Below are 12228 nucleotides of genomic sequence, written 5' to 3'. Positions count from 1 at the left end.
CGGGACCTAGAGTCGGCAGACATGCCCGACGAGCCGGCCGACCCGCAGCCCCCGCGCGCTCTCGCCCTCGCCGCCGACTTCCCGACACCCACCCGGGACGACTGGCGCGCCCTCGTCGCCGCGGTCCTGGCGAAGTCCGGAGCCGGTGCCGACGTCGATCCCGAGGCCGCGCTGACGTCCACGACGTACGACGGCATCGCGATCAAGCCGCTCTACACCGCCGACGACCTGCCCGCGGGCGACGCCGCCGGCCTGCCCGGCCGGCCCCCCTTCGTCCGGGGCGCCACCACCGCGGACGCCACGGCGGCGGGGTGGGACGTCCGCACCCGGCACGCCGGCTCCGCGCAGCCGGACGCCGACCGGACCAACGCGGCGGTGCTGAACGATCTCGAGACGGGCGCGACGTCGGTGTGGCTCGTGCTGGGGGCCCAGGGGATCGCCGTCGACGACCTGCCGGCCGTCCTGGCCGACGTGTACCTCGACCTCGCGCCGGTCGTCCTCGACGCGGGCGCCGACACCGTGGCCGCCGCCTCGGCGCTGCTCGCCCTGGCCGAGCGGCGCGGCGTCGCCGCCGCGGACCTGCGCGGATCGTTCGGCGCCGACCCGATCGGGCTGCGAGCGCGCACCGGCGCCGACGCGGAGCTCGGGATGCTGCGCACCCTGGCCGAGCAGGGCGGCGCGGCCGCGGGCATGTGCCTGGCGACGGTCGACGGCACCGTCTACCACGACGCCGGGGCCAGCGACGCGCAGGAGATCGGCATCGCGACCGCCGTCGGCGTCGCCTACCTGCGTGCGCTCACCGAGGCCGGGCTCGACGTCGACGCCGCGCTCGCCGCGCTCGAGTTCCGCCTCGCCGTCACCGCCGAGCAGTTCCCGGCGATCGCCAAGCTCCGCGCGGCGCGTCGGGTCTGGGACCGCGTCGCCGAGCTCTGCGGTGCGTCCGCCGAGCGGCGCGGCCAGCGGCAGCACGCGGTGACGTCCGCGGCCATGCTCACCCGGCGCGACCCCTGGGTGAACCTGCTGCGCACGACGATCGGCTGCTTCGCGGCCGCCGTGGGCGGCGCCGACGCCGTCACCGTGCTGCCCTTCGACCACGCCCTCGGCGCGCCGGACGACTTCGGCCGCCGGATCGCCCGCAACACGCAGTCGGTGCTGCACGACGAGTCGTCCCTCGCCCGGGTGGTCGACCCCGCGGGCGGCTCGTGGTTCGTCGAGTCGCTGACCGATCAGCTCGCCGAGGCAGCCTGGGCGGTGTTCGCCGGTATCGAGCGTGCCGGCGGCGCGCTGGCCGCGCTCGACGACGGCACCGTCGAAGGCCTGCTCGCCGACACCCGCGCCGGGCGGGACGACGACATCGCCCACCGGCGCGCGCCGATCACCGGTGTGAGCGAGTTCGCCCACGTCGACGAGGCGCCGGTCGAGCGGACGCCGTGGCCCCCCGCCGCCGGCGGCCCGTTGCCGCCGCGGCGCTACGCCGAGCCGTTCGAGGCGTTGCGCGACCGGGCGGACGCGCAGGCCGAGCGTCCCGCTGTGTTCCTGGCGACGCTCGGGCCACCCGCGGTGCACAGCGCCCGCGCGGGCTTCGCCGCCAACCTCTTCCAGGCCGGCGGCCTGGCGTGCGTCACCGGGCCCGTCGAGGAGTTCGCCGACGCGGGAACGACCGTCGCCTGCCTGTGCTCGTCGGACAAGACGTACGCCGACGAGGCCGAGGTCGCGGCCAAGGCGCTGCGTGACGCCGGGGCGACGCAGGTGTGGCTGGCGGGCAAGGGCGAGTACGAGGGCGTCGACGACACCCTGTTCGCCGGCTGCGACGCGCTCGCCGTGCTGCGTCGGACCCACGACGAGTTGGGAGTCAGCTGATGGCCGCCACGATCCCGGACTTCTCGACCGCCTCGCTCGGCGCCGCGGCCCCGGCGCCGACCCCGCCGAGCGGGCCGGCCGGCACCGCCGCGTGGGAGACGCCAGAGGGCATCGAGGTGCCGCCGCTCTACACCGCGGCCGACCTCGCCGATCTCGACACGCTCGGCACGTACCCGGGCGTCAAGCCCTACCTGCGCGGCCCCTACCCGACGATGTACGTCAACCAGCCGTGGACGATCCGGCAGTACGCGGGCTTCTCCACGGCCGCGGAGTCGAACGCGTTCTACCGCCGCAACCTCGCGATGGGGCAGAAGGGGCTGTCGATCGCGTTCGACCTGCCGACCCACCGCGGCTACGACAGCGACAACCCGCGGGTCGTCGGCGACGTCGGGATGGCCGGGGTCGCGATCGACTCCATCTACGACATGCGGCAGCTCTTCGACGGCATCCCGCTCGACCGCATGTCGGTGTCGATGACGATGAACGGCGCGGTGCTGCCGGTGCTGGCGCTGTACGTGGTGGCGGCCGAGGAGCAGGGAGTGCCGCCGGAGCAGCTCACGGGGACGATCCAGAACGACATCCTCAAGGAGTTCATGGTCCGCAACACCTACATCTACCCGCCGCAGCCGTCGATGCGGATCATCAGCGACATCTTCGAGTTCACCTCGCAGCGCATGCCGCGGTTCAACTCCATCTCGATCTCCGGCTACCACATCCAGGAGGCCGGCGCGACGGCCGATCTCGAGCTCGCCTACACCCTGGCCGACGGCGTCGAGTACATCCGTGCGGGCATCGCCGCCGGGCTCGACATCGACAGCTTCGCTCCCCGGCTGTCGTTCTTCTGGGCGATCGGCATGAACTTCTTCATGGAGGTCGCGAAGCTGCGGGCGGGGCGACTGCTGTGGGCGAAGCTCGTCCGCGAATTTGCGCCGAAGAGCGATAAATCGTTGTCGCTGCGGACCCACTCGCAGACCTCGGGGTGGTCGCTGACCGCGCAGGACGTCTTCAACAACGTGACCCGCACCTGCATCGAGGCGATGGCGGCGACGCAGGGGCACACCCAGTCGCTGCACACCAACGCGCTGGACGAGGCGCTGGCCCTGCCCACCGACTTCAGCGCCCGCATCGCCCGCAACACCCAGCTCGTGCTGCAGCAGGAGTCCGGCACGACGCGGGTCATCGACCCGTGGGGCGGCTCGGCCTACGTCGAGAAGCTGACCTACGACCTCGCCCGGCGCGCGTGGGCGCACATCCGGGAGGTCGAGGACGCCGGCGGCATGGCGAAGGCCATCGACCAGGGCCTGCCGAAGCTGCGCATCGAGGAGGCCGCGGCCCGTACCCAGGCGCGCATCGACTCGGGACGGCAGCCGCTGATCGGGGTCAACAAGTACCGGCTCGCCGAGGAGGACGCCCTCGACGTGCTCAAGGTCGACAACGCCGGTGTCCGCCGCGAGCAGGCCGAGAAGCTGGCCCGGCTGCGCGAGGAGCGTGACGCCGACGAGGTCGCGGGGACCCTCGCGGCGCTGACGGAGGCGGCCGGCGGCCGGTCGGCCGGCGGCAACCTGCTGGCGCTCGCGATCGACGCCGCCCGGGCCAAGGCGACCGTGGGGGAGATCTCCGACGCCCTCGAGAAGGTCTACGGTCGGCACTCCGCGACGATCCGGACCATCTCCGGGGTCTACCGGGAAGAGGCGGGAGCCGGGGTGGACGTCATCGAGCGGGCGCGGGCCGCCACCGACGAGTTCGCGGAGCAGCACGGTCGTCGGCCGCGCATCCTGATGGCCAAGATGGGTCAGGACGGCCACGACCGCGGTCAGAAGGTGCTCGCCACCGCGTTCGCCGACCTAGGTTTCGACGTCGACGTCGGCCCGCTGTTCCAGACGCCGGCCGAGGTCGCCCGGCAGGCGGTCGAGGCCGACGTGCACGTGGTGGGCGTCAACTCGCTCGCGGCGGGGCACCTCACCCTCGTGCCGGAGCTGCGCGACCAGCTGGCCGAGCAGGGCGGTGACGGCATCATGATCGTCGTCGGCGGCGTGATCCCGCCCGGCGACTTCGCCGCGCTGCGCGAGGCCGGCGCCGCGGCGATCTACCCGCCCGGCACCGTCATCGCCGAGGCCGCCGTCGAGCTGCTGACCACCCTGAACGATGCCCTCGCCACGGACTGACTGGCGACGTCCCACGTTGACTGGCGACTTCGCAGCCGACTGGCGACCTACAGGTCGCCAGTCGGCGCGAAGGTCACCAGTCAACCCACGAGGTCGCCAGTGAGCGCGCGACCGGTGGACGTCGGGGCGCTGGCCGACGGCGTCCGGGCGGGGCGGCGGGCGTCGGTCGCGCGGGCGATCACCCTCGTCGAGTCCCGGCGGGCGGATCACCGCGAGCGCGCGCAGGAGCTGCTGGCCGGGCTGCTCCCCGACACCGGCGGTGCGCGGCGGGTGGGCATCACCGGCGTCCCGGGTGTCGGCAAGTCGACGTTCATCGACCAGCTCGGCGTCAACCTGATCGCCGACGGGCACCGGGTGGCGGTCCTCGCGGTCGATCCGTCGTCCGGACGCACCGGCGGGTCGATCCTCGGCGACAAGACGCGCATGGCCCGCCTCGCCGCCGACGAGAACGCGTTCGTCCGACCGTCCCCGTCCGCGGGCACGCTCGGTGGGGTGGCGAAGGCGACGCGGGAGACCATGCTGGTCATGGAGGCCGCCGGCTACGACGTCGTGCTCGTCGAGACCGTCGGCGTCGGCCAGTCCGAGTACGTCGTCGCCGACATGGTCGACACGTTCCTGTTCCTCACCCTGGCCCGCACCGGGGACCAGCTGCAGGGCATGAAGCGCGGCATCCTCGAGCTCGCCGACGTCATCGCCGTCAACAAGGCCGACGAGCAGCACGAGACCGAGTCCGAACGGGCCGGCCGGGAGCTGTCGGCGGCGCTGCGGTTCCTCCGCGACGGCGAGGACGACTGGCAGACGCCCGTCGTCACCTGCAGCGGCCTGCACGACCTGCACCTCGATCGCGTCTGGCAGCACGTCGAACGCCACCGTGCGTGGCTCGAGGAGCGTGACGGGCTCGGCCGCAAGCGCAGCGAGCAGCTCGTCGCGTGGACCCGCGACCTGGTGCGGGACCGGTTGCTGACCCGGCTCGCCCGGCCGGGCGTGCGCGACGAGGTCGCCGCCGCCGAGGACGCCGTGCGGGCCGAACGGCTCACGCCGGACCAGGCCGCCACCAGGATCCTCGCGGCGGTGGACGGCGCCGTCGCGAGCGACGCCGGGGCGGGCGGCGCTCAGCCGTCCTGACGCGTTTCCCGACGCACGGCGTCGTGACGCGCCGCGCCGAGCCGGACGAGCACGAGCGCGACGGCCGAGCCGCTGATCGCGCCGGCGAGCCGGTCGAGCAGCGCCCGGCCGGGAGTGGTGGTGAACATGCGCACGGTGACCTCCGTCGTCCCGTCCGTGCTTCGGACGGCAACCGGTCGGTGTCTGGGGCGGCACCGCGCCGGGATCGCCGGCCGCGGGGCCTGCTGTCGACTGTACGAACCGGTTTGCCGCTCCCGCCGCCCGCGCGCGGGGCGCTGTACGCACCGTCACAGCGTGCGTGAACGGCGGGTGACGGGACGCCGTCGGAGCGTCGTGCCTTCGGCGACTAGGCTGGGTCGCGGTGTGCCGGGAAGTCTGGTCGGCGAGCAGCTCCGTCGTCCCCGTTCGTCGAGAGGCCCATCGTGCACGACCTCCTGCCCTACGGACGGGTCGTGCTCTACGCCGCGCTCGCCGTGCTCCTCGCCGTCGCATCCAACCGACTCACCGAGTGGACGCGGATCCCGGCGCCGGCGCTGTTCCTCGCCGCCGCGGCGGTGGCGTCCAACCTCGTCCCCGAGCTCGGCCACCTCGACATCGTCACCGACCAACGCATCGTCACCATCGCGCTCGTCGTCATCCTCTTCGACGGCGGGATGCACATCGGTTGGCGCCGGATGCGGCCCGCGCTCGGCGGGGTCCTGTGGCTGGGCGTGGCGGGGACGCTGGTCACGACGGCCGCCCTGGCCGTGGCGGTGCACCTGGTGCTCGGCTGGCAGTGGCAGACCGCGCTCGTCCTCGGCGCGGCGCTGGCGCCCACCGACCCGGCGGTCGTGTTCTCCGTCCTGGGGCGCCGGGAGATCTCCGGCCGTTCGGGCACCCTGTTGGAAGGGGAGTCCGGCGCGAACGACCCGGTCGGGATCGCGTTGATGATCAGCCTGCTGGGCGCGACCGGAGGTGGGCTCGGCGCGGTCGGCAGCGGCGTCGGGCACTTCGCGCTGCAGCTGGTCGTCGGTGGCGTCGTCGGGGTCCTCGGCGGCTGGTTCCTGCTGTACCTCATGCGCCGCATGCCACTGCCCAACCCGGCGCTATACCCGGTGCAGACGCTGGCCGTGGCCTTCGCGCTGTTCGGCGTCGCGACGGTTGCGGAGGGGTCCGGATATCTCGCCGTGTTCGTGGCCGGCATCCTCGTCGGCGACGAGCGGGCCCCCTACAAGCGCGAGATCGAGCACTTCGCCGGCGCGCTGGCCGGGCTCGCCGAGATCGTGGCCTTCACCGTGCTGGGGCTGTCGGTCGACCTGCACGACGTGCTCTCGGCCGATCGGCTGTGGACCGGCCTGCTCGTGGCGGCGGTGCTGATCCTCCTCGCCCGGCCGTTGTTCGTCGGGCTCGTCCTCGCGCCGCTGTCCCTCACGCGTGGCGAGCGCGGTTTCGTCCTGTTCGCCGGGCTGAAGGGTGCCGTGCCCATCCTGCTCGGCACCTACGTCCTCGTGGAGGGCGGCGAGCGGGCGCACGAGATCTACGACATCGTCTTCGTCGTGGTGCTGGTCTCGGTGGTCGTGCAGGGCGGTCTGGTCCCGACCGTCGCGAAGCTGCTGCGGGTGCCCATGCGGACCGTCGAGGCCGAGCCGTGGGCGCTCGGCATGCGGTTCCGTGACGAGCCGGAGGGGCTGCACCGCTACGTGGTCGCCGCCGGCTCCCGTGCGGACGGCTGCACCGTCGCCGACCTGGACGTCGGCCAGAACTTCTGGATCAGCATGGTGAGCCGCCAAGGGCGGCTCGTGCAGGTGCGCGGGGAGACCGTGCTGCGGCCCGGGGACGAAGTGCTCGCGCTGGCCGACGCCGACGACGCCCCGGACGACGTCTTCGCCCCCTAGGGTGGGCAGAATGCACATCGACTTCTCGCCCTCGCCGCGGACGAGCCTCGGCGTCGAGTGGGAGCTCGAGCTCGTCGACCTCGACACCCGTGAGCTCACCGGCGCGTCCGACGCGCTGCTGGCCGCGATCTCGCCGGAGGGCGACGGCGAGCACCCGAAGGCGAAGCACGAGCTGCTGCAGTCCTGCGTCGAGGTCATCACCGGCGTGTGCACCACCGTCGCCGAGGCCCGCGCCGACCTCGCCGGCACCGTGGGCGAGCTGCAGGGGCCGGCTGCCGAGCGCAACGTCGGCCTCATGTGCAGCGGCACCCACCCGATGACCGACTGGTCCACGCAGCGTGTGACCGACACCGAGCGCTACCACCAGCTCATCGAGCGCAACCAGTGGTTGGCCCGCCAGCTGCAGATCTTCGGCGTGCACGTCCACTGCGGCGTGCGGGCGCCGGAGAAGGCGATCCCGATCGTCAACGCGCTGCTGGGCTACCTGCCGCACTTCCTGTCGCTGTCGGCGTCCTCGCCGTACTGGATCGGCTCCGACACCGGACTCGCGTCCTACCGCTCCAAGGTGTTCGAGGCGCTGCCGACCGCCGGCTTGCCCTACCAGCTCGGCGGGTGGGAGGAGTTCGAGAAGTACATGGACATCCTCATCCACTCGCACGCGATCGAGTCGATCCGCGAGGTGTGGTGGGACATCCGGCCGCACCCCAACTTCGGGACGGTCGAGCTGCGCATCTGCGACGGCCTGCCCTCGCTGGACGAGATCAGCTGCGTCGCCGCACTCGCGCAGTGCCTGGTCGAGCGCTTCGACCACCAGTTGGACGACGGCTACACGCTGCCGGAGCCGCGGCCCTGGCTGGTGCGCGAGAACAAGTGGCGCGCGGCGCGGTACGGCCTCGACGCCGAGATCGTCGTCGACAACACCGGCCGCGTGCAGCCGGTCACCGAGGCGATCACCAACCTGGTCGAGGATCTGCTGCCGCTCGCGCGCCGGCTCGACTGCGCCGCCGAGCTCGAGCTCATCCCCAAGCTCATCGAGCGCGGCGCGAGCTACCAGCGACAGCGTGCCTGCGCGGCCGCGCACGAGGGCAAACTGGAACCCGTGGTGGATCTGCTCATCGGCGAGATGCGGGACGGATTGAATTTGTGAGCGCGGTCGAGAACCTCGAACCGATGGACGTCGTGGCGCTGCGACGCGAGCTGCACGCCCATCCCGAGCTCGCCTTCGAGGAGCACCGCACGACGGCGTTGATCGTCGGGCAGCTCCGGGCGATCGGGCTCGACCCGGCGGTACTGCCCATCGGCACGGGCGTGGTGTGCGACATCGGCGTCGACGTCGCGGCCGACGGTCCCACGATCGCGCTGCGGGCCGACATCGACGCGCTGCCGCTCACCGACCAGAAGTCGGTGCCCTACCGCTCCACCGTCGACGGCATGTGCCACGGGTGCGGGCACGACGCGCACACCGCGATCCTGCTCGCCGCGGCGCGCGAGCTGGCCGCGGCACCGCCGACCGCCGGCTGCGTCCGCCTGCTGTTCCAGCCCGCGGAGGAGACCGTCCCCGGCGGCGCGCCGCGGGTCATCGCGTCGGGCGTCCTCGAGGGCGTCGACCGGATCTTCGCGCTGCACTGCGACCCGCGGCTCGAGACCGGGACGGTCGGTGTCCGCGTGGGGCCGATCACCGCGGCCTGCGACCACATCGAGGTCACGCTGCACGGCAGCGGCGGCCACACCGCCCGCCCGCACCTGACGCAGGACGTCGTCTACGCCGCGGGCCGGCTGATCACCGACCTGCCGGGTGTCCTGTCGCGGCGGGTCGATCCGCGCTCCGCGCTCTCGCTGGTCTGGGGCTCGGTGCAGGCCGGCCGGGCCGCCAACGCCATTCCCATGTCCGGGCGGCTGCGCGGCACGCTGCGCGTCTTCGACCGCGACGCGTGGGACGCCGCCGGCCCGCTCGTCGAGGCGCTGGTCGACGAGCTGCTGACGCCGCTGCAGGTCGGGGCCGAGACCAACTACACCCGCGGCGTCCCCCCGGTCGTGAACGACGCCGAGGCCGCGGAGCTGCAGCGCGTGGCGGTCGTCGACGCGCTGGGTCCCGCGGCGCTCGTCGACACCGAGCAGAGCATGGGCGGGGAGGACTTCGCCTGGTACCTCGACACCATCCCGGGCGCGCTGGCCCGGCTGGGCGTGCGGGCGCCCGGTGGCCGCGCCTTCGACCTGCACCAGGGCACCTTCGACCTCGACGAGGCCGCGCTCGGCGTCGGTGTGCGGTACACCGTCGCGCTGGCGCACGCCGCCCTCGCCGCGACGTCCCAAGCTCAGCGCCCCGCGAGGTCGATGACGTAACGCCGTACGCGTCCGTCGTCCGGGGCCTCGAGGCGGCCGCCGTGGTGCTCGGCCACGCGGGCCGACGCGACGTTGTCGCGGGCGCAGACGACGCGGACGGACTCCCGCCGCTGCGACCGTGCCTCGGCGAGCACCTGCCCCAGGGCCCAGGTCGCGAGGCCGCGGCCGCGGAACGACGGCCGGATGCCGTAGCCGACGTGGCCGTGCCGGCCCGCCATCGGATGATCGTCGGCGCGCAGCGCTATCCCGCCGGCGACCGCGGCCCCGTCGAGGATCCACCACAGTTGCCCCGGGTCGCGTTCCAGCGCCGCCAGCCACGTCGCGAAGCCGGCGCGGTCGCTCACGTCGTCGTCGGCGCCCAGGCCGAAGCCGTCCTCGTGCAGCCCGGGGCCCCACTCCTCGTGCGCCGCCCGCCACGCGTCGTGGAGCGTCGCGGTCGGGGCCACGAGCCGGGGTCCGCCGTCGTGGGTCATTCGCCGAGCGACCGGCACTCGCGGTTGCGCAGCTCCGCGACGTACTCGTCGGGGGCGCCTGCGGCCTCGGCGGCGTCGGCGATCAGGCCGATCATCCGCGCCGACGGCAGGCCGCCCTCGAACCCGTCGAGCACGTAGCAGGTGGCGAGCACGTCCTCGTCCAGCGTGGAGACGCGCAGCCGGATCTTGTCGTAGAGGCCGGTGTCGGCGGCCTCCCAGTAGTCGAGCTTCTTCCAGTCCTGCGGGGAGACGTCGTAGAGGGCGACGAAGACCTGGCCGTCGGGGTCCGGGCAGACCATGGGCAGCGAGCCGTCCCACCCGAGGTCCTCGCCGCCGAAGGTGAGCCGCCAGCCGCCCAGCCAGCCCGTCCCCGCCGCGGGGGAGTGCGGGCAGCGCTCCAGCATCTGCTCGGGATCCATGTTGGAGCCGTATGCGGCGTAGAGGCCGCGCGCGCTCACGCCGGCCTCCGGCTGACCCACCTCGAAATGCTCATCGACTGGGCAGCGTACCGACGCTCGGGGCCGCGCGGGACAATGGCGGGGTGACCGTGCTGCGAATCGTCATCCTCGGCGGCGGCCCCGCCGGGTACGAGTCGGCCCTCGTCGCGGCCCAGCTGGGGGCCCGGGTGACCGTCGTCGACCGTGACGGCATCGGCGGGTCCGCCGTGCTCACCGACTGCGTGCCCAGCAAGACGCTGATCTCGACGAGCGACCGGGTGACCGCGATGCGCGACGCCTCGCGGGTCGGGGTCGGCACCGGCGGCGGCGAGGTCGTCGTCGACTTCGCGGCGGTGAACCAGCGGATCAAGGAGCTCGCGCAGCAGCAGTCCGAGGACATCGCCGAGCGGTTGGTGCGCGAGGGGGTGACGGTGCTGACCGGCAGCGGCCGCTTCAGCGCGTCACAGCCGGGACGCACGCACCGCATCGAGGTCGTGGACGCCGCCGGTGGCGTCGCCGACACGATCGAGGCCGACGTCGTCCTGCTGGCCACCGGCGGGACGCCCCGCGTGCTGTCGACCGCCGTCCCCGACGGGGAGCGGATCCTGTCGTGGCGCGACGTCTACGACCTCACCGAGGTGCCGGAGCACCTGATCGTGGTGGGGTCGGGGGTCACCGGCGCCGAGTTCGCCAGCGGCTACAGCGAGGCCGGTGTCCCGGTGACGCTGGTGTCGAGCCGCGACCGCGTGCTGCCCGGCGAGGACCCCGACGCCGCCGACGTCATCGAGCAGGTGTTCACCCGCCGCGGCGGCACGCTCGTGAAGCAGGCCCGGGCCGCGGCCGTGCGCCGGTCCGGTGGGGGCGTCGAGGTCGAGCTGACCGACGGGCGGGTCGTCACCGGGTCGCACGCGCTGATGTGCGTCGGGTCGGTGCCCAACGTCGAGGGCCTCGGGCTCGAGCACGCCGGCGTCGCGCTCGACGAACACGGCTACATCGCCGTGGACCGCGTCTCGCGGACCAGCGTCCCGTCGATCTACGCGGCGGGTGACTGCACCGGCGTGCTGCTGCTGGCCTCGGTGGCCGGCATGCAGGGACGCATCGCGATGTGGCACGCCCTCGGTGAGGCCGTCGCCCCGCTGCGGCTCAAGACGGTGGCGGCGAACATCTTCACCAATCCCGAGATCGCCTCGGTGGGCATTCCCTACTCGGTGGTGGCCTCGGGCGAGCTGCCGGCGCGCATCGTCAAGCTGCCGCTGGCCACCAACGCGCGGGCCAAGATGCAAGGCCACCTGGACGGCTTCGTCAAGCTCTACTGCCGGGCCGCCACCGGCCACGTGATCGGCGCGGTCATCGTGGCCCCGAACGCCTCGGAGCTCATCTTCCCGGTGACGCTCGCGGTGCAGCGCTCGTTGACGGTGAACCATCTCGCGGCGACGATCGGCGTCTACCCGTCGCTGTCGGGGTCGGTGGCCGAGGCCGCCCGCCAACTGATGCTGCACGACGACCTGGACTGACCACGCGGACCTGACGAGGCTGACATGACGACGAACCACGGCGACTACTCACCCGAGGCGCGCGAGGCCGCCCACGGCAAGGCCCGGGCAGCCGGGGTGTTCGCCGAGCACGCCGAGCACATCGTGGCCGCGCTCCCCGACGTCCCCGACGGGCACGTGCTGGTCGCCGTCGTCGACGACGGTCACGAGTTCGCGGGCACGCACCACGTGGCGCAGACCGACATCGTCGAGCGGGTGCCCGAGCTGGAGGCGGGGACGGGTTGGGCCATGGTCTTCACCCCCGGCACCGACGCGAGCGAGATCCGCCGGCGTACCGACGAGATGGGCACCCTGGCCCGCCGCCGCGCCGAGATGATCACACGCATCCTGGCCCGCCGCGGCCCCGCTTAACGCCTTCCTCGGCGAGTTGGTTGATCAACAGGCGTGTTGATCAACCA

General features: G+C 73.3%; 11 protein-coding genes. 8 read left to right on the top strand and 3 right to left on the bottom strand.

The genetic code is table 11. From position 1 onward, the window contains the following. Positions 1 to 21: 21 nt before the first annotated feature. From BUE29_RS05350 to meaB, 3 genes are all read left to right on the top strand, one after another. On the top strand, positions 22 to 1860 hold the full coding sequence (locus BUE29_RS05350; protein WP_073387253.1) for a methylmalonyl-CoA mutase subunit beta: 1839 nt from the start codon (positions 22 to 24) through the stop codon (positions 1858 to 1860). After that, positions 1860 to 4025 (top strand): methylmalonyl-CoA mutase, encoded by a 2166-nt coding sequence (gene scpA, locus BUE29_RS05345; protein WP_073387249.1) that lies wholly within the window; start codon positions 1860 to 1862, stop codon positions 4023 to 4025. Before BUE29_RS05350 ends, scpA begins: the two co-directional genes overlap by 1 nt. Positions 4026 to 4124: 99 nt before the next feature. Beyond that, positions 4125 to 5150 carry a methylmalonyl Co-A mutase-associated GTPase MeaB gene (gene meaB, locus BUE29_RS05340; RefSeq protein WP_073387246.1) on the top strand — a complete coding sequence of 342 codons (1026 nt, stop codon included), beginning with the start codon at positions 4125 to 4127 and terminating at the stop codon, positions 5148 to 5150. On the opposite strand, the gene BUE29_RS22365 is transcribed toward meaB, so the two are convergent. Continuing rightward, positions 5138 to 5284: a hypothetical protein gene (locus BUE29_RS22365; RefSeq protein ID WP_159440826.1), complete on the bottom strand. Its 147-nt coding sequence runs from the start codon at positions 5282 to 5284 to the stop codon at positions 5138 to 5140. The two genes, meaB and BUE29_RS22365, sit on opposite strands and share 13 nt — an antisense overlap. 288 nt (positions 5285 to 5572) lie before the next feature. On the opposite strand from BUE29_RS22365, the gene BUE29_RS05335 reads away from it, so the two are divergent. Genes BUE29_RS05335 through BUE29_RS05325 form a run of 3 tightly spaced genes read left to right on the top strand, consistent with a single transcriptional unit; the run spans position 5573 to position 9367 of the window. After that, on the top strand, positions 5573 to 7024 hold the full coding sequence (locus BUE29_RS05335; protein WP_073387242.1) for a potassium/proton antiporter: 1452 nt from the start codon (positions 5573 to 5575) through the stop codon (positions 7022 to 7024). 10 nt (positions 7025 to 7034) lie between these two features. Then, positions 7035 to 8171 carry a glutamate--cysteine ligase gene (locus BUE29_RS05330; RefSeq protein WP_073387239.1) on the top strand — a complete coding sequence of 379 codons (1137 nt, stop codon included), beginning with the start codon at positions 7035 to 7037 and terminating at the stop codon, positions 8169 to 8171. Positions 8172 to 8194: 23 nt separating this feature from the next. Further along, positions 8195 to 9367 (top strand): amidohydrolase, encoded by a 1173-nt coding sequence (locus BUE29_RS05325; protein WP_073389341.1) that lies wholly within the window; start codon positions 8195 to 8197, stop codon positions 9365 to 9367. On the opposite strand, the gene BUE29_RS05320 is transcribed toward BUE29_RS05325, so the two are convergent. Both BUE29_RS05320 and BUE29_RS05315 read right to left on the bottom strand, forming a co-directional pair. After that, complete coding sequence (locus BUE29_RS05320) at positions 9340 to 9840, bottom strand: GNAT family N-acetyltransferase (protein WP_073387235.1); 501 nt, start codon at positions 9838 to 9840, stop codon at positions 9340 to 9342. The genes BUE29_RS05325 and BUE29_RS05320 overlap by 28 nt on opposite strands. After that, positions 9837 to 10319: a gamma-glutamylcyclotransferase family protein gene (locus tag BUE29_RS05315; protein WP_234971374.1), complete on the bottom strand. Its 483-nt coding sequence runs from the start codon at positions 10317 to 10319 to the stop codon at positions 9837 to 9839. Before BUE29_RS05315 ends, BUE29_RS05320 begins: the two co-directional genes overlap by 4 nt. Before the next feature lie 68 nt (positions 10320 to 10387). Here BUE29_RS05315 and BUE29_RS05310 point away from each other — a divergent pair, with 68 nt between their 5' ends. Together BUE29_RS05310 and BUE29_RS05305 are read left to right on the top strand one after the other, a co-directional pair. Next, on the top strand, positions 10388 to 11791 hold the full coding sequence (locus BUE29_RS05310; RefSeq protein WP_073389338.1) for an NAD(P)H-quinone dehydrogenase: 1404 nt from the start codon (positions 10388 to 10390) through the stop codon (positions 11789 to 11791). Positions 11792 to 11815: 24 nt separating this feature from the next. Then, a complete protein-coding gene (locus tag BUE29_RS05305) occupies positions 11816 to 12181 on the top strand; it encodes a hypothetical protein (protein ID WP_073387232.1) in 366 nt (121 codons plus the stop codon). Positions 12182 to 12228 lie beyond the last annotated feature (47 nt).

Origin of the sequence: Jatrophihabitans endophyticus, assembly GCF_900129455.1 — a bacterium.
In the GTDB taxonomy this organism is placed as follows: Bacteria; Actinomycetota; Actinomycetes; order Mycobacteriales; family Jatrophihabitantaceae; genus Jatrophihabitans; species Jatrophihabitans endophyticus.
Note: the sequence above shows the minus strand (reverse complement) of the source record. Positions and strands in the feature narration are given on the sequence as shown.

What these genes read in the sequence shown, in the direction of transcription:
- BUE29_RS05330 (WP_073387239.1), top strand. Translation starts at nt 7,035, where the DNA reads ATGCACATCGACTTCTCGCCCTCGCCGCGGACGAGCCTCGGCGTCGAG.
- BUE29_RS05320 (WP_073387235.1), bottom strand. Translation starts at nt 9,840, where the DNA reads ATGACCCACGACGGCGGACCCCGGCTCGTGGCCCCGACCGCGACGCTC.
- BUE29_RS05305 (WP_073387232.1), top strand. Translation starts at nt 11,816, where the DNA reads ATGACGACGAACCACGGCGACTACTCACCCGAGGCGCGCGAGGCCGCC.
- BUE29_RS05325 (WP_073389341.1), top strand. Translation starts at nt 8,195, where the DNA reads ATGGACGTCGTGGCGCTGCGACGCGAGCTGCACGCCCATCCCGAGCTC.
- BUE29_RS05350 (WP_073387253.1), top strand. Translation starts at nt 22, where the DNA reads ATGCCCGACGAGCCGGCCGACCCGCAGCCCCCGCGCGCTCTCGCCCTC.
- scpA (WP_073387249.1), top strand. Translation starts at nt 1,860, where the DNA reads ATGGCCGCCACGATCCCGGACTTCTCGACCGCCTCGCTCGGCGCCGCG.